The 22,874-nt window shown below is 41.3% G+C and carries 15 protein-coding genes; 7 read left to right on the top strand and 8 right to left on the bottom strand.

Translation table 11 applies throughout. The features are described 5' to 3' along the window. Positions 1–10 precede the first annotated feature (10 nt). The 3 genes from FW757_RS05290 to FW757_RS05300 form a co-directional block, all read right to left on the bottom strand. The gene (locus FW757_RS05290) at positions 11–1,273 is read right to left on the bottom strand and encodes a Y-family DNA polymerase (protein WP_182717255.1); all 1,263 of its coding nucleotides are present in this window, start codon (positions 1,271–1,273) and stop codon (positions 11–13) included. Continuing rightward, the gene (locus tag FW757_RS05295; protein ID WP_145239137.1) at positions 1,261–1,674 is read right to left on the bottom strand and encodes a LexA family protein; all 414 of its coding nucleotides are present in this window, start codon (positions 1,672–1,674) and stop codon (positions 1,261–1,263) included. Before FW757_RS05295 ends, FW757_RS05290 begins: the two co-directional genes overlap by 13 nt. 82 nt (positions 1,675–1,756) lie before the next feature. Beyond that, positions 1,757–2,176 (bottom strand): MarR family winged helix-turn-helix transcriptional regulator, encoded by a 420-nt coding sequence (locus FW757_RS05300; RefSeq protein ID WP_145239134.1) that lies wholly within the window; start codon positions 2,174–2,176, stop codon positions 1,757–1,759. A gap of 110 nt (positions 2,177–2,286) precedes the next feature. Between FW757_RS05300 and FW757_RS05305 the strand changes: the two genes are divergently transcribed. Beyond that, entirely contained in the window at positions 2,287–3,039 is a 753-nt protein-coding gene (locus FW757_RS05305) for a siderophore-interacting protein (RefSeq protein ID WP_182739295.1), read from the top strand. Positions 3,040–3,279: 240 nt separating this feature from the next. Here the strand turns inward: FW757_RS05305 and FW757_RS05310 are convergent, their stop codons facing one another. Genes FW757_RS05310 through FW757_RS05320 form a run of 3 tightly spaced genes read right to left on the bottom strand, consistent with a single transcriptional unit; the run spans position 3,280 to position 7,183 of the window. Next, complete coding sequence (locus tag FW757_RS05310; RefSeq protein WP_182757742.1) at positions 3,280–4,236, bottom strand: sugar kinase; 957 nt, start codon at positions 4,234–4,236, stop codon at positions 3,280–3,282. Beyond that, on the bottom strand, positions 4,237–5,724 hold the full coding sequence (locus tag FW757_RS05315) for a UxaA family hydrolase (protein ID WP_182717259.1): 1,488 nt from the start codon (positions 5,722–5,724) through the stop codon (positions 4,237–4,239). It lies immediately after the preceding gene. A gap of 1 nt (position 5,725) precedes the next feature. Further along, the gene (locus tag FW757_RS05320) at positions 5,726–7,183 is read right to left on the bottom strand and encodes a tagaturonate reductase (RefSeq protein WP_404698809.1); all 1,458 of its coding nucleotides are present in this window, start codon (positions 7,181–7,183) and stop codon (positions 5,726–5,728) included. A 185-nt stretch (positions 7,184–7,368) separates the two neighbouring features. Between FW757_RS05320 and FW757_RS05325 the strand changes: the two genes are divergently transcribed. The 6 genes from FW757_RS05325 to FW757_RS05350 all read left to right on the top strand — a co-directional run bounded on the left by FW757_RS05325 (position 7,369) and on the right by FW757_RS05350 (position 13,027). Further along, a complete protein-coding gene (locus FW757_RS05325; RefSeq protein WP_145239119.1) occupies positions 7,369–8,133 on the top strand; it encodes an SDR family oxidoreductase in 765 nt (254 codons plus the stop codon). Positions 8,134–8,156: 23 nt separating this feature from the next. Continuing rightward, a complete protein-coding gene (gene kduI / locus FW757_RS05330) occupies positions 8,157–8,999 on the top strand; it encodes a 5-dehydro-4-deoxy-D-glucuronate isomerase (protein WP_145239116.1) in 843 nt (280 codons plus the stop codon). 41 nt (positions 9,000–9,040) lie between these two features. Further along, a complete protein-coding gene (locus FW757_RS05335) occupies positions 9,041–10,018 on the top strand; it encodes a TRAP transporter substrate-binding protein (RefSeq protein WP_259397119.1) in 978 nt (325 codons plus the stop codon). A 9-nt stretch (positions 10,019–10,027) separates the two neighbouring features. Beyond that, positions 10,028–10,516 (top strand): TRAP transporter small permease, encoded by a 489-nt coding sequence (locus tag FW757_RS05340; protein WP_145239113.1) that lies wholly within the window; start codon positions 10,028–10,030, stop codon positions 10,514–10,516. Then, the gene (locus FW757_RS05345) at positions 10,516–11,817 is read left to right on the top strand and encodes a TRAP transporter large permease (RefSeq protein WP_145239111.1); all 1,302 of its coding nucleotides are present in this window, start codon (positions 10,516–10,518) and stop codon (positions 11,815–11,817) included. Before FW757_RS05340 ends, FW757_RS05345 begins: the two co-directional genes overlap by 1 nt. Before the next feature lie 190 nt (positions 11,818–12,007). Then, entirely contained in the window at positions 12,008–13,027 is a 1,020-nt protein-coding gene (locus FW757_RS05350; protein ID WP_145239108.1) for a LacI family DNA-binding transcriptional regulator, read from the top strand. Positions 13,028–13,636: 609 nt separating this feature from the next. Here the strand turns inward: FW757_RS05350 and FW757_RS05355 are convergent. Together FW757_RS05355 and FW757_RS05360 are read right to left on the bottom strand one after the other, a co-directional pair. Next, the gene (locus FW757_RS05355) at positions 13,637–19,807 is read right to left on the bottom strand and encodes a pectinesterase family protein (RefSeq protein WP_446440939.1); all 6,171 of its coding nucleotides are present in this window, start codon (positions 19,805–19,807) and stop codon (positions 13,637–13,639) included. A gap of 78 nt (positions 19,808–19,885) precedes the next feature. Further along, positions 19,886–22,849 (bottom strand): TonB-dependent receptor, encoded by a 2,964-nt coding sequence (locus FW757_RS05360; protein WP_446440940.1) that lies wholly within the window; start codon positions 22,847–22,849, stop codon positions 19,886–19,888. Between the last annotated feature and the right edge of the window lie 25 nt (positions 22,850–22,874).

The following is a 22,874-nucleotide window of genomic DNA, read 5'->3' on the forward strand; positions in this document are numbered from 1 at the left end:
TGTGAGTTTTTTATAAATCACAACTTATTTTCGGTAAATGCTGCCAACGCGTTGTGTACTGAGGCGATAAAAATGCACGCTTCATATGCCATGCTTGGCTTTGTTGTTGACTTGCCAGAGTTAGCGTATCGCAGCCGTATCGCTTATTAATTGAATCTAAACACTCCATTAGTTTTATGTTGTCTTGGCTAGGAGCAAATAGGTCGGGTTGTTGAAACTGTTGTGAACTAAGCTCGAGTGCACCCACACCACATTTATAAAAACGGACGTTGTGTTGATATAGCTGCGTAAATATTTCGCTAATTGCTTTAGCAAATACACGGCTATCTGCGCTAGATACGGGTAACTCATACACTAATGATTTTTTATAGTAATGTGACTCATGGGGCGAGCTTGCCACAAATAGTAACAGGCGTTTAGTTAAGGAGCGTTGCTGACGTAGTTTGCGAGCGACAATAATACTGTGATTGATCAACGCTGTTTTTAATGCAACCGGATCAGTTAAACGTTCACCAAAACTACGGGTCGAAAAAATTTCACGCTTATCTTGGCGTACATCATCCCAATTTAAACACACAATGCCATTTAGCTCATTAACTGTACGCTCAAGCACGACGCTAAATAAACGTTTCATACGTTGTGGTGTTTGTTTGGCTAAATCAAGCGCGCTGTTAATGTTAAGTAGTTTGAGTTTTTTAGCTAAACGTCTGCCAACGCCCCATACATCAGCTACATCCATCGCGGCTAAAATATGTTGTCGTGCTTGTTCGCTATCAATCACTGCAATTCCATTAAAACCGTTGAGCTTTTTAGCAGCATGATTTGCGGCTTTTGCCAATGTTGGTGTAGGGCCAAAGCCAACTCCAACAGGGAGTTTTGTTTCGCGCCAAACTGTGCGACGAATTAACTGGCCATACTGATGCCAGTCATTAATGAGTGGGGTAAAGCCGTTAAACTGCAAAAATGCTTCATCAATCGAATATACGTGTTGGGTGTCGCAAAAACGGCTGATCACATTCATCATTTTATCGCTTAGATCCGCGTACAACTCATAATTAGATGAGCGAATAACCACCTTATGTTTGGCCAGTAAATGTTTAACTTTAAAGTAGGGCTGAAACTTAGGGATATTTAAGCGCCGTGCGATAGGACATATCGCACAAATGCAGCCATCGTTATTGGTTAATACCACAACAGGTTTTGAGCGGATCGCTGGATCAAATACTTTTTCAGCGCTGGCGTAAAACGCCACTGCATCCACTAAGCAATACATTGGCGCAGCTCAGCACTAGAGCGATGTAATCGAATCGAACGAGTAACCACACCTTCTAATTGAAATTCATCACTATCAGTCAGTTGCACTGGGGGATATAAGTCCGATGCAGAGAGTAGCCGTGCATTAGTTTTATCTAATAATTTACAAACAAATAAACCATTTAAGTTAGCTACAATGACATCACCATTTTTAGCTTCTTCGGCGCGATCAACCAATAATAAATCGCCGTCAAAAATACCGACCTCTTGCATTGAGCAGCCGGATGCCACACCAATAAACGTCGCATCGGGGTGTTTGATCAATAGCTGATCCAGTGATAAACCAAGTTCTTTATACTGAGCGGCAGGTGATTCAAACCCGCATACGCCCGCTTCGATATAAATAGGAATAACAAACATAAATAATTAACCAAGCACATATACTGTATAAGTGTACAGTATATGTGTTTTAGTTAACTTATGCCAAGTAATGAAGTTGCGATCACTGCATATTTTTAATCATTTTTTGAGCAGTATCTAAAAAGTCATTGATTTGTTGAGAGTTTAAGTTTTTGCACATTTGCTCATTAACATGCTGTTCGGCGTTTAATAGTTTGTCATAAAGAGCATGACCTTCAGAGGTAAACGATAAGATAAAGCAACGCTTATCGTGCTCACTGGCATCTTTGTCAATCAGCTTTAATGTAATTAGTTCTTTAACTAAGCGTGCAATTTGCGCTTTATCGCGCTGGGTTTGATTCACAATATCGTTAGCAGTGCAGTGAGTTGTCGCTGCAATAATATGTAGGCAACGCACATGCATTGCGTTTAACCCAAGCTCACCTGCATTAATAGCTTCTCGTATGGTAACGCGATAATTTTGCATTAAAGCAAATAATGTATTGGCCAATGAAGAGTTCATAATAAATCCATAATGGTTGACAAAGTCAATTAAATTGCTATAGTTGATTTTATCAACCAATGGGGCGTTGTGCAATTAAACACGTAAATAAATCTTCTGAGGAGATCAAAATGAGTAGAAAAGTACGTCGTGCAACCGTAATAAGTACAACAGCGATAGCTCCGCATTTAAAGCGTCTGGTTGTTGGCTCAGATGAGTTTCATGATTTTCCTGCGGATCAACAAGGTGCGTACGTAAAAGTACTATTACCACATGCTGGACAAGATGAGGTTGAAACTGACCTCAAAGCAGCTAACCCTGCACCTAAGCGCTCATATACAATCAGAGCTATAGATACTATTAACCATACAATTACGCTTGATTTTGTCGTCAATCAGCATCGTGGTATCGCAACTGATTGGGCTAAACAAGCAAAGCCTGGTGATAAACTCGCAATTGCAGGCCCTGGCCCTAAAAAGCTTGATGATTTTAGTCAGTCGCAGTATTTGATGATTGCTGATTTAACCTCAGTTAATGCTATTAACGGGTATTTACAGCAACTACCTGCAACAGCTGATGTTGATGTGATCATTCATGTTACTGACTCGCAGGATGTTATCGAGCTCGATACAATCAAAGCACACAGCAAGCACACTATAAATTGGTTAATTACAATGCAGCCGCAAATAGATGTGGTTGATCAGGCTTCAGTGCTATTGACTCAATATACGCAAAAACCATTGATTTTCATGGCGCTAGAAGCTGCTATTGTGCGCACCATTAAAGATTTAGCGATTGATAAATATGCAATACCGCGTGAGAAGATTGTCTGCTCAGCGTATTGGAAGCAAGGTGTTGATGCAGATGGCAAGCTAACGGTTTAATCACATTATTAGCAGCAAGTAAGGGAATTAGAGTGCATACCCATGAGAGGAAGTTTACTTAAACAAAATAAGCGTCTCACAGCACTTACTTTAGAATAAGTAAACTTAGGTATGCACTCAGGTTCGGTGTCGAGACGTTAAAGAGTGTTAGCCAATCGATTTAAATATTTAACCATTCTAGCGGGCTAAATAAAGCGCTCACTGTATTAGTAGTTTTTGATGTAGAGCAAGAAAAAATAGCTAAGCCTTTATTGTGTGTTTGATTGTCGCAATGTCTATCTCGACAATTGCTCCACGCTTTTGGATCACTTGGGCGGCCAGTAAATTACCCGCTTGTGCACATTGTTTTATAGGTTGCTCTGTTAACCACTGGGCTAAAAAGCCGGCGTTAAATGAGTCACCTGCGGCGGTAGTGTCGATCACTTTTTCTACAGCGACAGTATTAAACAGCTCGACTGAAATTGAATTATCAAGGTGTTTTTTACTGTATTGGCAGCCATCTGCGCCGAGTTTTACAACGACCTCGTGAGCGCCTTGTTGGTGCAAACGCTCGGTACATTGCGCAACATTACTATCTCCCCATAATTGTGCTTCATCGTCAAAAGTCACTAATGCTAAATCGGCTAGTGCGTATGCTTTATTATTGGCAAGGTGGCAGTGCATCTTGCTTGACCATAATGCAGGGCGATAGTTGCTATCATAAATAATTTTTATCCCTTGCTGTTTTAGTAACGCTAAATGGCTGAGTAAAGTATGGCAATCTTGCTCTGCTAAAATTGCCAGGGAGATCCCCGATAAATAAATAGCATCAACTTCGGCAAGACTGGTTAGTACTTTTTTAAAATCAGCATGTTGCAATAAATATTTAGCGGCTGAGTCGCTACGCCAATACTGAAAAGTACGCTCCCCTGACACATCGTTTTGAATCATATACAAACCCGGTTGTTTGTTATGACTGAGCAGCACATTGTCAGTATTAATATGGTGAGCTTGCCATTTTTCAATCAGTGCACGACTTAGTGGATCAGTGCCCATGGCACTGACGTAATTGACGTTTACTTCATTGCCTGCGAGTTTTTTTAAGTAAATGGCGGTATTCATGCTATCGCCGCCATAATTTTGTTGCATGGCAGTAAATGGTTGGCCGCTAAGCTCAACCATACATTCGCCAATAATTGCGATGGACTTAGCTGTCATTTATAACGTCACTCCTTTTTTCCAAATAGCGACTTCACGAATGTCGTTTATTTCATTGCAAGTTGGCTGGCCGTTTACGATGTTGACTAGCAGTTCAACAAACTCCCCGTGGACTTGCTCCATTGAGACATCGTTAATTAAAACGCCAGCGTCAAAATCTATCCAGCGTTTTTTCTTATTGGCAAGTTCTGAATTAGTAGCAATTTTTAACGTTGGCACAAATCCACCATAAGGCGTACCGCGACCAGTGGTAAATAACACCATATGACAACCTGCAGCACCAAGTGCGCTGGTGGCAATAGGGTCGTTACCTGGTGCATCCAATAGATTTAATCCAGGTATTTGCAGGCGCTCACCATAGTGCAAAACCGCTTGTACTTTGCTGGTGCCGGCTTTTTGCGTACACCCTAACGATTTATCTTCTAAGGTAGTGATCCCGCCTTTTTTATTACCTGGCGACGGATTTTCATAAATCGGTTGATTATGAGCTTTGTAATAACCTTTAAAGTTATTAACCATGTTAACGAGCTTGTTAAAGGTTTCCTCGTCTTTACAGCGCGACATTAATAAAGTTTCAGCGCCAAACATTTCAGGTACTTCGGTTAATACCGTTGTGCCACCTTGAGCAATTAAATAATCTGAAAAATAACCCAGCATCGGATTCGCCGTGATACCAGACAAACCATCGCTGCCACCACATTCAAGGCCAAACTTTACTTCAGATAAAGTACCTGGTTGACGTTTATCTTGTTTTACTTGGGCATAAATTTGTTCAAGTAGCGCAACGCCTTCTTCAATTTCGTCATCGGCTTGTTGGGTGATTAAAAACTTAATGCGGCCTTCATCGTAATCCCCTAAGCCATCACGAAATGCCGGTAATTGATTATTTTCACAGCCTAAGCCAACGACTAAAGCGCCACCCGCATTTGGATGCAGTGCCATGTTTTGTAGCAGTATCCGTGTTGTATCTAAATCATCACCGAGCTGAGAGCAGCCAAACTGGTGAGGAAACGCATAAATGCCATCAATTTCTAATTGTGGATGACGCAGTTTAAACTCTTTGATCATTTGGTTGATCATGCCATTGACGCAGCCTACCGTAGGGATCAGCCAGATTTCATTACGAATGCCAATTTCACCGTTTTGTCTACGATAAATATTTACTTCAGGCGAAGGGGTCGCTTCACTTTGTTCAATAAACTCAGGAACATACTGATAATCCAGTTCATCATTGAGGGTGGTTTTAACGCAATGGGTATGCACCCAACCGCCTTTTTGAATATTCTCTAGGGCAAAGCCAATGGGGGCACCGTATTTAATAACATTCTCTTGTTTATTAATATCGCGCAGCGCCACTTTATGGCCTTTATCAATGTTCTCATTGACTAAGATCTCTTCGCCATCAACGGGCAATATTTCACCAGCGGTGATATTACGCATTGCAATGGCAACATCATCAGTTGGGTGTAGTTTAATTAATGGTTTCATATTATTGGCCTAACTGGTTAGTAAGCGTAGTTGCTACACCTTCAGTGAGCATATTACGTAGGTGAGCTGTAACGGTGGCAGTTAATTCAGGAAGTCCATTTAAATCACTTTCCCAATGCCATTGTGCCCCTAGTACTTGTTCAACAAGCGTGTTTAAGGATAGGGTGTTGTTATCAAAGTCATGCCACAGGGTATTAAATAGTTCTAACCATTGTGGGGCATCGCTCAATTCAATTTGCTGCTCATTACGTAGGCCTTTATACATCAAAATTTGCCCTGCAATAGCCAATGCCATCATATTCGGTACGGCGTTATTTGTTTTCACATAGGTGTGCAACTGCGGCAAAATACGGGTCTTAAATTTAGTCATACTGTTGAGTGAAATAGCCAGTAATAAATGGCAAATATACGGATTTCTGAAGCGGTTCAGTACATCATTGGCAAAGCGCTTTAATTCATCTTCAGGTAAATCAAGAGTGGGAATAATTTCAGCAAAGATTAACTGGGTTAAGTATTTTTCAAACAGAGGGTCGGCCAGCGCATCGCCCACAGAATCAATGTTCGCCATGTAAGCTAGTGGCACTAAAGCCGTATGAGCACCATTTAAAATACCGACTTTTTGTTGTTTGTAAGGTGAAATATCATCAACAATTTTTATATTTAGATCACTGTCTTGCAAGCATAATAATTCAGCTAGATGCTGCGGTCCTTGAATAACAAACAAGTGAAAGTACTCAGCGGTCACCATAAAGTTATCTAAATAACCTAACGATTCTTGTAGTTGTTGATGCTCATCACGGGGGAAGCCAGTGACAATACGGTCAACTAAGCTTGAGCAAAAGTGGTTAGCTTCATTCAACCAGCTTGAAAACGCCTCAGGTAGTTGCCAAAGTTGGCAGTATTGAAACACGATTTCTTTGAGTTTCTCGCCGTTGTAGTCAATTAACTCACAAGGGATGATCACCATGCCGCTGTCAGCTGAGCCGTTAAAGTGATTAAAGCGATGGAACAACCACTGCGTTAATTTAGCTGGGAATGCTTTAGCGGGAGCGTCATCGAGTCTATCAGTATCAATATATTCAATACCAGCTTCAGTGGTATTTGAAAAAATAATTTTCAGATCCGGATTCTCAGCTAATGCCATATAACGCGGAAAATCTTTATAGACAGGAATTTCTTCATTGATTGAACTAATAATACGGTGATCGGCGACGGTTTCACCTTGCTCGTTTAAGCCACGAATAATAGTGGTATACAAACCATCTTGAACATTAAGTAAAGGAATTGCGTCATAATCAATAGGGCGGATCACCGCAACGCCGGCGTTTAGAACACTTGTTTCATTGAGTTTATCAATTTGCCAATCGATAAATGCACGCAAGAAATTCCCCTCACCGTATTGCATTATTTTTGTTGGGTATTTGTTTTTATTAAAGTTTTTTCTATTCAGTGCTTGCATAATATGAACCTATAAACGTTATATGGGCTGATTGATATTTACATCTTAGCTATATTTGCCACCGGTGGCAAATAATATTTGACAAATTGCCACCGGTAGCGAAGAATGGGTATTAACAAGTTTAGTCAATTCAATTTACATTGAATTAGTAATTACGTAATAAACACTTTATACAGGAATTTAAAATGACAGCCACTTTGTTTGATCTAACTTCAAAAACGGCACTCGTCACCGGTGCAAGCCGCGGACTGGGTCAACAAATTGCACTGGGTTTAGCAGCTGCTGGCGCCAAGGTTATTTGCAGTAGTAGTAAAGAGCACGGCTGCCAAGCAACGTGTCAGATGATCAAAGAGCGCGGTGGTGAGGCGTATGATTATGCAGCTGATTTGAGTAATACGGATTCAGTGAATGCCTTAGCAGCTACAGCCTTAGCTAATCATGGCGGTATTGATATTTTGGTTAATGTTGGCGGCACAATATTTCGCAGCCCTGCGGTGGATTACCCGTATGAGCAATGGCAGAACGTGATGAAAGTAAACCTTGATGCCAGTTTTTTATTGGCCCAAGCGGTTGCGCCAAACATGATCAAACAAGGGTTTGGCAAAATAATTAATATTGCCTCAATGCTGTCATACAGCGGCGGTATGACAGTCCCAGCATATACCGCGAGCAAACATGCGGTAGCGGGTCTTACTAAAGCGCTGGCAAACGAATGGGCGCAACACAATATTCAGGTTAATGCTATTGCGCCAGGTTATTTTAGAACCGATAACACCCAAGCATTACAAGATGATGCCGCTCGTAATAGTGAAATTGAAAAGCGTATCCCTGCGGGGCGTTGGGGTGAAGCAGAAGACTTAATTGGTTCAGCCATATTTTTATCATCAACAGCCAGTGACTATGTCAATGGCCATATTCTCGCGGTTGATGGTGGCTGGTTAGCACGATAATTTTTAATTTTAGGTAGCATGTTATGAGCACACAAATAGAGTCACGTTATGCCGTTGGTCCAAATGAAGTTAAAGGCTATGACACCCAACAGTTAAGAGATGAGTTTTTGGTCGACAAACTCATGCAAGAGAACACCATTTATTGGTTATACACTCACTACGAGCGTTTTATGGTGGGCAGTGCGGTGCCAACCAGCGCACCGCTTAGGTTAGAAACGGTAGACAACTTAAAAGCAGCAAACTTTTTAACGGGTAGAGAGCTTGGTGTGATCAATGTTGGCGGCAGCGGCACGGTGACTGCTGATGGAGAAGATTTTCAGCTTGGCTATAAAGATGCCTTGTATTTAGGTAAAGATACCAATGAGGTGCTGTTTACTAGTCATGACAGTGGCAATCCGGCAAAATTTTATCTTAATTCTGCACCAGCTCACCACAAATATCCAAATAAGTTAGTGACACGTAATGATGCCAATGTATTGCATTTAGGTGCGCTTGAAACCTCCAATGAGCGCGATATTAATCAGATGCTGATCAATACCGTAGTACAAACATGCCAACTACAAATGGGGCTAACGGAATTAAAACCAGGCAGCGTCTGGAATACCATGCCAGCTCATCAGCATGATCGTCGCAACGAAGTGTATTTTTATTTTGAAGTGCCAGAGCAGCAAGCGGTGTGTCACTTTATGGGCGAGCCGACTGAAACTCGCCATATTTGGGTACATAACGAGCAAGCAGTGGTATCGCCACCATGGTCAATTCACTCAGGTGCTGGCACACAAAACTACAGTTTTATTTGGGGCATGGCTGGTGAAAACCTCGATTATGATGATATGGATAAATATCAACCAAGCGAGCTGAGATAATCAGCTCTTTTATGATCATATAGCGATAAGAAGAAATAATAATGAATAGAAATCTTCTCATAAAGATAATGCTAGTTTTGTCGTTATTTTTGCTAACTAGTTGCACAGATGACAAAAAAACAGTGCGATTAACTTTGGCACATACATTAGACACCCGCCATGTGGTGCATCAAGCAATGGAATATATGGCTGAACGTTTGGCATTTTATTCAAATGGCACAATGGAAATTGTTATCTATCCAGGTGGTCAGTTGGGGTCTGAACGTGAACTCATTGAGTTGTTACAAATTGGAAGTTTATCAATCACTAAAGTATCGGCAAGCCCGCTGGAAGGCTTTGTACCTGAGATGAAAGTGTTTGGCATTCCGTATTTGTTTCGCGATAGTGAACATTTTTGGCGTGTACTTAAAAGTGACTTAGGCACCGATCTACTTAATAAAGTGAGCACTGCAAGGCTTAAAGGTTTGGGCTATTACGATGCAGGCAGCCGCAGCTTTTACACCACCAATGGCGCGATTAATACCCCAGATGATTTAATAGGTAAAAAAATTCGCGTGTTAAATAGCCCTACAGCAGTAGCAACAGTGCAGGCTTTAGGCGGCGCTGCAGCACCGATTGCATGGGGCGAATTATATGCCGCACTGCAACAAGGTGTAGTTGATGGCGCAGAGAACAATCCGCCAAGCTATTACTTATCTCGTCATTACGAAATCGCTAAATATTATTCGCTGGACGAACATACCTTTGTTCCAGATGTAATTTTAGCAAGCTTAGAAGTTTGGAACTCACTTAACAACGAACAACAACAGTGGTTAACCCAAGCGATGGCCGACTCTGTTGAGTACCAACGTTCATTGTGGCAAAACGCATCTGATGAGGCGCTTAAAGCAGTTATCGCAGAAGGCGTACAAGTGACCTACCCTGACAAACAAGCGTTTCAAGATAAAGTGGCTGATTTTCATGCTTCGTTCGCTGATACAGCGGTTGCAGCTCACATTAAAAAAATAAAAAGCATGTAGGAGCAAACAATGCGACAACTCAACACACACTTAAATCGCATCATAGAGCGATTACTGATTTTGGCCATGATAGCAATTGTAACCGTTGTTTGTTGGCAAGTATTTTCACGATTTATTTTACGTGCACCGAGCTCATACACCGAAGAGTTAGCGCGTTTTATCCTGATTTGGATTGGTGTCTTGGGCGCTTCGTATGCGTATCGTACTAAAGCACATTTAGGACTTGATCTGTTTTATCAAAAAATGATCCCGTCACTTAGGTATAAGTGTTCATTTGTAATCGAAATCTGCGTGCTGATCACAGCATTAAGTATTTTAGTGTATGGCGGCAGCCAATTGATGATGCTGAGCTTTGAATTAAAGCAAACCTCAGCGGCGCTTGAGATCAACATGGGTTATGTGTATATCGTTTTACCGCTGAGCGGGGTGTTGATTGTGATTAATTGCATTGAAAACCTGATCAATTATGCACAGCAAAAATTCACGGAGGAAGCGTAATGGACTTAACAGCAATTGTTTTAATCGTTTGTTTTTTTGTATTGTTATTTATTAATGTACCTATTTCTTTGTGTATTGCGCTATCAACATTAGCAGCGCTATTAATGCACATTGATTTTACGCCTGCCACTACGACCATAGCCCAACAAATGGCCGGTGGCATTGATAGTTTCGCATTATTGGCAATCCCATTTTTTATCTTGTCTGGATTGATAATGGGTCAAGGCGGCATTGCTAAACGGCTGATTGAATGTGCTATGGCGATGATAGGCTTTTTACCCGGCGGCCTGGCACTCGTAAATGTAATGTCGTGCATGTTATTTGGTGCAATATCAGGCTCTGCCGTTGCAGCCACATCGGCGATTGGTAGTTTTATGGTGCCAGAAATGAAAAAACATGGTTACAGTGCCAGTTTTGCTGCGGCGGTTACCGCAAGTGCAGCCACTACGGGCATGTTAATACCACCGAGTAATATTTTAATTATCTATGCCATCGCCAGTGGTGGGGTGTCGATTGCGGCATTATTTATTGCCGGCTACTTACCGGGTATTTTAGTAGGGCTGGCATTGATGATTGTTTGCGCTATTTACTCGATTAAAAACAACTACCCAGTAACAGCAAGACTGCCATTTAACATTGTGATGAAAAAAATACTCGCAGCTTTGCCAAGCTTGTTGCTTATTTTTATTGTTATTGGCGGCATTATTGGCGGTGTATTTACCGCAACTGAAGCCGGCGCTATTGCCGTTATTTATGCTTTAATACTGTCGGTATTTATCTACAAAGAAATCAATATAGCTGAAATGCCTGCTATATTACTAAAAGCTTGTGAAACAACGGCTATTGTAATGCTGATCATTGCCGCGTCTTCGGGCATGTCGTGGTTATTGTCATACACACATATTCCACAGCTGGTCAGTGAGTTCTTTTTAACACTCAGTGATAATCCGATTTTAATCTTGTTGTTAATCAATCTGATTTTAATTTTGGTTGGCGCGTTTATTGATATGACGCCTGCGGTATTGATTTTTACACCGATCTTTTTACCGGTAGCTGAGCAATTTGGTATGTCGCCGATTCAATTTGGGATTATGATTGTATTAAACTTATCAATTGGCTTGGTGTCTCCGCCAGTTGGGAGTGTACTGTTTGTCAGTTGTGCGGTGGCGAAAACATCGTTACATAAAATAATTAAGCCAATGATGCCGCTGTATGCTGTGATGTTTCTGGTATTGATGTTGGTTACATATGTACCGGCGATCAGTGAAACGTTACCGCGTTTATTTGGTTTAATCGAGTAACTAACCTGAACTTGGGATAATTTATTTGCCAGCGTTTAGGCCAACTTAATCAAACAAATCTGTGATGGAGCTCAACAGCTCCATTTTTCTTTTAAATCAAAGTAGTCAATGTATAACAAGAGCTGACTAACTACTTCTATGGATCTACGGTTAGTGTTAAACTTTGCAATCATCCTAAATAGGAACTTTTATGTCAGTAACGATTAATGATGTAGCTAAGCTGTGTGGTGTTTCAAAGCGCACAGTTTCACGTGTGATCAACCGCTCTCCCGCTGTGGGTGAAGCGACGCGAGAGCGAGTGCTTAAAATTATCAGCGAAGTTGGTTTTTCTCCTGACAAACAAGCTCGGGGGCTGGCATCAAGTCGTTCTTACTTATTAGGTTTAATTTATGATAACCCCGATGCATTGTATATTGATCAGGTGCAACGAGGTGCATTAAGCGTCTGCTCTGAACTTGGCTATGAATTGGTTGTTCATCCTAGTTACTCTAAAAGTGCTGAATTTATTGACGATTGCCTGTCATTTATCTCTCGCTCTAAGCTTGATGGCGTGATTATTTTACCGCCAGTATCTGAAAACAAAGAGTTGGCTGCAGCAATTCGTGAAGCAGGTTGTCCTTATGTGCGCTTAGCATCGGTAGATTTAGATGATGCTGATAATATTGTGGTCTCAGACGAACGCGCAGCAATGAAAGAAATGGCCAGCTACTTGGTTGAACTTGGTCATAAAGACATTGGTTTTATTTCTGGACCGCAAGTTTATCGTTCTTCAATCGAACGCTTAGCTGGATTTTTAGCTGAACTGCAACAATGTAATGTGCAACTGCCTGGAAATCGTATTATTGAAGGCAAAAATAGTTACGAAAGTGGTATTGAGTGCGCTATGACATTGTTAAGCACTGAACCAAGACCAACGGCCATTGTTGCTAACAACGACGAAATGGCGGCTGGGGTGTTACGGGTTGCCAGTAATTTAAACATCAAAGTACCAGAACAGCTATCAGTAGCAGGTTTTGATGATAATATTTTGGCTTCACGGATCATTCCATCGCTAACGACTATTCGAAGACCTGTACAAAATATGGCATGTTTAGCGGTGCAAAAACTCATCAATAAAAGCCAATCGACACAAAGTGAAAAAATTAAATTAGATGACGTAGTCACTCCTTATTTAGTGAAGCGTGAATCTACTAACAGATGCGCTAAATAGTACCGATTACCCCCCTCATAATAACCTTTTTGTTATAGACATATAAAGCGCCTAACTGACAGTAGGGCGCTTACTTCTATCCGTAATCCAATATACTTTTTTGATTTAATTAATGAGTTAATTAAATTTGAGGAGCACCTTTGATAAAATAGCATCAAATATCGGTGTTAAACCAAACGGCCGATATGCTGCCTAAAGGATAAAATTCATAGCGCTCGTTTTTAATATCTGGAAGATTTTGAGCGCTGCAAGTTCCTCCAAGTTTGATACTAATCGTATTAAGTTACTGACCATTTATAGCGACAGATAAATACAGTGCTAACAAGGCAGGAATTTTGACATGTAGTTGTTCTCGGCAATTACTCCTGCATTGCTCCACCTCCTGCATCCATACTTGAAAAATTACTAACTCAATTTAAAACGTTTACTTTATGCCCTCGCTCTTTACCCGCAGCGCCTATTAATCTCTTTGTGAATTATTCACTTAAAGATTTTATTGCACAAAGAGAAAGGAATGATATGGATAAAAAAAATACCCTTGCTGTGCGGGCAAGGGTATTGGTAACTATCAAATTGTGTGAAAGCAGCGCTTGGCTGCTCTCATTACAACTATTGGATGGTTATTTCATCCAATGTGATAGTTGCTTCACTTTCCGTTCTGAGAGTGATGAATGAGGTAGCTGTGGCTATCAATCCATCCACTGTGTACGTTTGACCAGGTACTAAGTCTTGAAGCTGTATTGAGTAGAACTTCGATGAATCACCGTGGATTGAATTAGCGCTACCTGAGGTATTGTTATCTACATATATTTGGAAGCTTTTTGCGGTGTTACCTGCTACAGCCGCGACTTTAAAGCTCACTTGATAGTTGTTACTTAAATCAAGTAGACCCGTTGTGCTTGCATCCGCTGAGGTGGTATTCACCGCAGGGGTGGTATTGGCAATGCTAATACGTGCACCTGTCATGGTTAGTTGGCCTGCGGATACATCGATTGTGCCAGTGACACGATGAAACAGCGGGGTCCCCGTACCCGCTAAACCTGATAGGTCGCGGTAGCTATTACTAAAAAATTCGTCAGCATTTGCTGCGGCAAAATTTTCAGTAAATGGTAAACCAAGCGGCTGTTGCACAGGTGGCTCACTTGGCGCTGCAATGTCTGGGATGTCTAAATCGCTTTGATCTATTTTACCAATACCGGCATGGGCAATAACATGCGCTTTAACGTCCATTACTGGAGTTAACTTATACTCGTAAGGTGCTTGGTATGAGCTGGTGGGTGTCATACCTGTAGCAGTAACCTCTGCTGCCACATCGCCGTCAGCCACATCACCCCAAGTAACGCCTTCACCTAGGTAGTTACCAGAGGTATTCCAATAACCAATTACTTTTGAGTAAAAAGAGACCACAGGATTTTTAGTATGCTCAAAGTAGTTATTCTCAATATGTAGCTCTGCGCCCATTCGTGAGTTAATCGCGCTAGAGGTGATATTGTTATAATAGTTGTTGAATATATGGCCTAGACCAAATCTAAACAACGGAACACGCGATATGATGTTTTCAAAGCGGTTATGGTGAAAGGTAATATGACGATTCTTGTTGCTGCTCGAGTCATCATCACTGTGACCATGGAGTGACGTTTTCCAGCTATCGTGAATATAGTTATATGAAATGGTAATGTTTTCAGCACCCGATTTAGAATCGATTAAACCATCATAATAATCTTGATCAACATTTAACGATGAATAGAGTTCGTTATGATCAATCCAGATATTCGCGGTAGGTTTATTTTCATCACCTTCAATCGAAATACCATCTTTACCGCCGGTAAGTACTTCATGGATTTTTAAGTTTTGGATAATGATGTTATTAGCACGACGAATAGCAATGCCGATACCACTTAGCTCACCACGATCTGCCACACCAATGATTGAGATATTATCCATATCTTTAATTTCGATAGAAGAATTATCGCCGCCACTGTTTGCATCAGTAATGATACCGTCGACATAAATAGTCACTGGAACACCTGATGATTTTGCTTGTGCTAAAGCCGATTTAAGCGCTGTGCCATTATCAACGGTCACGACTGTTCCACCTTCGCCAGCGGTTAGGTTAAAATTATAACCAGCAAAACCCAGACTATTATTCACCGGTGTAATTGCAATTGGCTCATCTGGCAAGATTGGGATTGCTAGTGGTTCAGGTGTCCAACCTTGGCCATCATTAAAGCTTGCAAAAATAGCATTACGCTCAAGTAAGTTAACCACGTCGCTGTCTTGCATAATGTAACCGCCAACACGGGCACTTAAATCAAGGGCATTACCTGCTAAATCCATGCTGCCATACTCGCGCCAGCCACTGGTAGCCGTTGCAATTTCTGGATTTGGTGCAGGTTGACTGTTAACACCTTGCACAGCCCAACCTGAGGTTGCAATGTGGGTATCAAACTTATTATTGATAAGCGTTATGTTATCGAAATATGTGTCACTGCCACCACTGCGTGCAATATAGGTTGAATTATCTAACACATCATTGCCAATTGGTCCTGGGCCATGAGTAAAACTACTGTTTAAAAAGATAAAGCCAGGATCTGTTTGCACAGGTACGCGTGCTTGTAATACATAGCCTCCAGAGGTGTCTTGCGTTGGGTCATTGTCTTTAGAGTCACCTATAGTGCGTATTTCACTGCTTTCAAATAATGCGGTAACTGGGTAGCCCCAAATAAAGTCAACATTACCAGCAACTAAGCTGTTGTAGAACCAGCTATAACCTTTCAGTAATAGGGTATCTTGTTCGCTAATAAAGCTGGCATTATTAGCCACTAAACGACCATTACTATTAAAGTAAATTGTTTCAGCTTGGTTTGAATCAACCTTGTTACGCAAATGCGTGTTTTTCAATGTTAGGTTGTTGATCACTAACATATCCGCACCTTCAACTAAGAATACACCACGACCGCCACCCGGTGTGCCAGAACCTACAGGCGCACTGCCACCTGAGCCACCATTGAGTGTTTCGAAGTTTTCGTACTGAATAATAGTATTGTCTTGGCTTTGCCCTTGTATAGTTACGTTATTTTTATTACGTAAGAATAGCAGTTCATTATATACACCATCTTTGACTGAAATGGTGGTTTGCTCATTTTTAGCAAGATTTGCCATTGCAAAGTTAAGTGCACCTTGCACGGTTCTAAAGTCAGCTACACCGTCATCATCAACCAATAGTTGATTGCTTGCCGGCGTTGTCACTTTAGTGGTGAACGTCCATTGGCTATTATCACCGAGGCCAATAAAATCAGTACCGTTGAGTTGTGCGCCTAATACCACATCATCACCAATGACAACACGATAAGTATGGCCATATTCAAGCACATTATTATGCGGTTTAATGGTTAAGGTATTGCCTTCAATTGTGAGCGGGTAGTAGTACACAGAGCGGACTTTATCCTGGCCGGTGTAGCCTATCACATCGACATTTTTACCCACTTTGAGGGTATCAACTAGGGTGTTGTCGTTTTGCTTATAAATACGAACTTCACCTAAACTACCAAAGGTAGGGGCGTTATCAAAAGTAAGCGATAATTGGGTATCAACAAATTGGTTATCGCTAGCAATCGCTGGCATTACTTTAGCTGTTAAATCACCATAGTCAGCAGTTGGCATAACAAAGCCTTCTGCAACAGAGACTTTAATAGTACGGGTAATACTTGGGTCTGAATCCGATACAAATGTGATCGTTGCATCGCCTGCAGCAATCGGTGTAAGGGTGATCGCATTTCCATCGATTGTAACGCTCACCACTGCTTCATTGCTTGAAGTGACCGTGTAGGTGTCGGCTGTGATACCGTCGTTTTTAATCGCTGTAACGTTGATCAACAATGGATCCATACTGGTACTTGTGTCCCAATTAGGCTCTTTGTAATCAAGGGTTAACTGAATTGGCTTGATACTAGGGTCGCCCACTTTTACATCATCAATTTCAAACGAACGATTATTCGTAAACACACCAATTAAGCCACGCGCTGTATAGCTGGTATCAGTCGCAGAGCCCATTTTCTCACCATCTAAGTATACGGTAAGTTGATCATCAATCATCTCAAATCGAGTGGTGTACCAAACGCCGTCTTCTGTAGCGCCTTTTTCACCGAGTAAGATTGGTGATTTTGTTTGCACTGGACGCGCAATCGACCCTTCGCTACTAACGGCAACCTCCACTTGCGTACTGCTTGATGAGTTTTGCACATTTAAGCCACCGGCGTACCAATTACCGGAATTTAAATAGCGTGCCATCAAAAAGATCTGCTTATTGGCCGTGGTAGAGTTCTGGCGCGGGCGAATTTTCGCTTCAACAAAGTAGTTACCTGTCGAAGGCACGTTTGCCATAGCTTCTTCAGTGGCTAAAATTAGCTCGCCCCCAGCACCGCCTGCGGTGTATCGCATCATGTTATTACCCATGATATCAAGTACATCAAACTCACCCATTGGGGCTTCAGTGTTATCTGGCTTGGCTAAAATTTGCCAATTATTTAAATCACCATTGGCAAAGTCATCACAAAAATACAGTTCAGGTGCATCCGTGCAGCTAAATACAGATGGATCTTTAACATACTCAACTCTGAGGTTATTGATAACCACAGTGCCGCCTGTTTCGGTACGTAACTGTAAAAATGAGTTTTTAGTCGCAAGCTTTCCGGGTACTGTTAAAGTTTGACCAGCAGTAAGCGAGTTGATCAATTCATTATAAAAACGTGAGTCATTACCATGGATTGATTTAGAACTGCTTGATGAGTTGTTATCCACATATATTTGGAATTTATTATCACCTTCAGGGTCACTTATACTGACAATATCCATCACCACTTGATAAGGACGAGACAAATCCAGCGCTCCACTGGTGGTGGTATCCGTTGCTGCTGTTTCAATACCTGGGGTGGTGTTACCTAATGTGAAACGACCTCCATTGAGTTCTAATCCAGTATCAATCACAGTGACTGAGCCGCCTGTTTTGCTAAACATGGGGATTCCATCGCCGTTTGCATCAATAATTTTTTGATGATCAACAGAGAAAATATCCGCAGTAAGTGCGGTAAAGTCAGTGGTAATTGGTAATTCTACTGTTGGGATCTCACCTTCCACAGGAGGATCAATCGGTGGTTCAACCGGCGGTTCAACATCTGGTACGTCGGTTGCCACTGTTTCAATGGTTAAGTTATCAATGACAATCATTGCCGCTGAATCAGTGCGTATTTGGAAATATGAATTTTTAATCTCAGGATTTAAAATACCGCGGGCATCGACATGAGTCAGATCAGGGCCAGTATTTACATCTTCGCCTGGAATGTAGGTATATGAAAACCGTTGACCTGCAGGGGTGTTGGTTTCGTTTATGTCTTTACCATAAAACTTTGAAGCACCACCATGCACTGAATTACTTTGACTGGCAGTATTATTATCAACATAAAGCGATAATCCACCAGCACTATTATGAGAAACAACATCAAAGCTAATGGTAAACCCTTCGCTTAAATTATAAATCCCCACACCTGAGCTATCAGTCGCTGTTGACTCTTTGCCGGGCAGGGTATTACCGATGGTAATACGGTCGCCTTCAAGAATTAGTTGGCCTGCTACATCGTCAATTTTTGCACTACCGCCACTTTTAAAATATAACGGGCCGCTGCCTTGCTCATCCGATAAGCTTTTATAGCTCGATGAGAAAAATGTTTCAGTGTCAGTATCAAACTCTTCAATTAAGGCTAAACCAGCTTGCTGAGCTAAATCGTTGAGTTTGATTAACTCTTCTTGAGCTTGTTGTTCGGAGAACACTAAAATATTGTTTTTAGCATCATCATTACTATCACAAGTAAGCACCAGTGTTGCCAATGCACTTGGATCGCTGGTGGCACAAACACTATAGGTATTATTAACCGTATTATGGGAACGAGAAATTATATACTCTGTGGTAGCTGATTCGCCTTCACCTGAGGTCAGTGCAAGTACGCGATTACCAAATAAAAACGAATAATTGCCTGTTACTGTTTCGCTACCATCCACTACTTGGCTGAATGTGCCACTAAGGTTTGCTTCATCAACGGGTGTTAATATCAACTGTGCAATACTTGCCTCACTGCCTTGTACTAATGGGTTATACAATGTTCCGCTAAAATCGGCAGTATTAAATGCTAAAGGTTGGGTGCTGTTGTATTGCTTAAAAATAAAATCAACAAAGTGCACAATCGCTTGATCAGCTGGAATTAATGTATTATTAGCTGAGCCTGCATCAGCGAGCCACGCATTAACGTTTGCCTCAAACTCATCGCTACTAAAATAGTCCGTAATCGTTTGTCCTTCGGCTAAAGTCATAACGGCTGCTTGTGCTGCTTGCTCGCTGATGGTGATGCCATTGCTAGGATCACCATCAACATCTAGTGACTGTAATAAACGCAAACTATTAATAACAGCAGGATGAAACACGGTATCTGTCGAAAATAAAGCAAGTGGAGTTAATACATTGGCGGCAGAGACCGTAGGGAAGGTAAGTGCACCAATTGAGAAATCGATAGCTTCACCTCTAAAGTAATCGAATTGTCCATTTGCGTTTGTTACACCATTGCTTATTGATGGGCTGTTGTAGGTTAAACCAGCAACAGGGCTGTCAACAAATACCCCTTGCACTGGTGGTAACGGGGCTTCTTTGACATTGATAGAACTATCTTCACCGCAGCCTGCTAAGATCGCGGTGATCAGCAAACACGATGGTATTTTTATTGTATTATTCATGCATCCCTCCAAGGATGAAAGCGCGTCATTAACGCGTTAATTGTGTGTGAAATTAACGTTTTTCATTATTAGTAGCTGTTAATAAAATTTATAATTCATACCTAACTGGAACGTACGACCATAATCTTCACGTTGATAGAGGATTTCACCACCGGATAAATCATTACCTTTGAAATAACGTAAATCTGCTTCATCGGTTAAGTTAATCGCGTCAAAATACACGCTGAGGCTTTTCGTAAAATCATATTTCACTTTCATATCAAAGGTTAAGATATCGTCTTGGTATATATCAGCCCATGACTTACAGGTATGGGGGTCTGATGCAGAAGCTGATACTGGACAAGAGCCAACCTCTTCAAGGATATCTGAGCGGTAATTACTAATTAGGCGTAACGAGAAAGTCTCATCTTCCCAACCAACAGCAATGTTACCGGTGATATCTGCTTGGCCTGGTAGCTGCATTTTGTCTTGACGAATAGTGGCGTCGAGTTCGGCTTCACTTTTTACAAAGGTCATATTACTTTGCCAAAATAAGCCATTTTCGAAGAACTGATTGTAACTAAGCTCAATCCCGTAGACTGTGGCTTTATCACCATTGAGGGTGATATCAACCTGATTTAGAGCAAGATCTTGAGGAATTGCAAAATCAGATACTTGGTTTACAGGTAAAGTAAGCGGGAGCTCATCTATGCTCATTTGAATACCAGTGACATCGACGATGAAGTTATCAATATTTTTGTAAAATACTGCAGCTTCCATAAATAACTCTTTTGATGGATACCAGCCAAACGAAGCGTCAAAGTTATCCGAAGTCATTGCCACCAAATTTGGGTTACCTACTTGTAACGCATTGTCTGGCCCTAAAATATAGCCTTGTAAATCAATTGCGCTTTGTCCATCTGGTGAGTTGTAGCATTCATTAGTCGTTGGATCACATAAACTAATATCACTATCAAAACGCGCATAACCACGCGCTTGCTTAAACGAAGGGCGGGTATAACTAGTCCACAGTGATGTACGAACCAACATTTCAGGATTTGGTTCGTAGCGTATATGCATACTTGGGAAAAATTCACTGTAGGTAATGGATGCCTCAGGTAAAGGTACCGAAATATCTAAGGTGTGATCACCGCCAAAATTCCAATCATCATTTGATAATGACATATAACCGGTTGATGAAAATTCGGTATGTGCATAGCGTACACCGGTAATAACACTGACCTGCTCTGATAGCTGCAGCTCAGTCATAATATAAGCTGCGTAGGTATCTTCGTATAAGGTATAGTCTTCTTTGGTGCTGTCGATTGATACCTCGCCACCGGTGGCACTGGCGCGTGTAATTTTTGTTGAGTCAACCATGTACTCAAGATCTTCGTTGCTAACAAAAGGGTAGGTAAATAAGCCACCCTCAGGCACAGCGAAGTTATAATCTGTAACATTTGAGTTGGCGACGGTAATACAGGTTTCATCTGTGCCACAGTCCAGTGGATTTATTGCATAGCTCCAGCGATCTTTATCACGGAAGTGTTCGCGTTCGTTATAAGTGCCACCAATTTTAATGAAATTCAGGTACTCAAAATCAAAGTCTTTTTGTAAGTTTAGCTTGATACTGGTGACTTCGTCTGTTCGGACACTGTCTTCCATAAATAAGTTGTCGTATTCCATATTTGATAAATCGCTGATATCACCATCGGCTTCACCGGCAAAAACATCATTATCTGGATCTAACGCAAAACCACCTAGGGCAGCAGCTTCTTCAGGAGTTAGCACTTTCGCAACAATATTATTTTTACTACCTTGACCGTAGACAATATTTTCGCGCTCACGAAATTGCACGCGGCGATCACCCACTGATTTATCATCTGTTTTAGAATACGCGTATTCATAATCTACACGTAAAGTATCGGTAATATAGTTTTCACCACCGATGCTGTAATTGGTTGTAGTCGTTTCACCTTCTTGAATGAAAAATTGGTTGTAAATATCGATATCAGACAGCGCAAACTCTTTTGTATCAGTATTTACATAGATAATTTCATCTGCTTGGTCGCCGTTATAAAAGTTATAAAACTCTCTTTGTGCGACGTCATTATCGGTGTAATTTGAGTAGTTACCTCGTATGTAATAAAAACTGTCTGCGGTTGGCTTAAACTCAACATTTAAAGTTGCGGTGGTACGTGTTCGATCAGCAATTTCACGGCGGTTTTCGAGTTGCGCGGGGATCAAAATTTCTGGGGCGACACTGAGTTCTTCTTCGCTTAGACCAATTCCCCCTTGTAAAAAGTTTAATTCGCGGGTGCTATGATGGCGTACTTCATCTACTTGGGTTTTTCTGTCTTCATAGGATAGAGCAAAACCAACCCCTATTTTCTCATCTAAAAATAGTTGTGTACCATCAATGCTAAATTTAGGCGATTGCTCTTCGCGTAATTCACTGTATGAATTTTGTAGCTTCATTTTTAATGTGTTTTTACCACGATCATAGGCAGAGATGGCTTTTACGTTGACTGCACCACCAATTGAATTGAGGTTCATATCTGGGGTAAGGGTTTTAAATACTTCAATTGCACCGAGTGAATCACTGGTGATGCCATCAAGGCCAATTTTACGGTCATCACCTGCGCCAGACAGTTCTGCACCATTCATGCTCACTGATACGAATTTAGGGCCTAAACCACGCACGGCAATGTATTTTCCTTCACCTTCACTGCGTTCAAGTGTCACACCTGGAATTCGACGAAGTGATTCTGCAACATTTTGGTCAACAAAGTTTCCCATGTCATCCGTGGCAATCACTGAGCTAAATGCTTTTGCATCGCGCTCCATAGCACGTGCTTTTAAATCTGCTTGATAAACGCCTGTTACAGCAATGATTTCAATATCATCTTCAGCTTCTACGTTTTTTTTATCTGCTGTTATTTCGGCGTTTGTTGTTGGTTTGTCACTTTCTACCTTTGGCTGTACAGGATCAGCTGTTTGCGCATAAAGTGGCATAGCTACCATTAATGCTGCTGCGATCGTGCTTAATCTCATGCTCTTCATCTTTGTTCCTTTTCCAGGCTTTTAA

The sequence above is a fragment of the Pseudoalteromonas sp. 1181_04 genome (genome assembly GCF_052850545.1).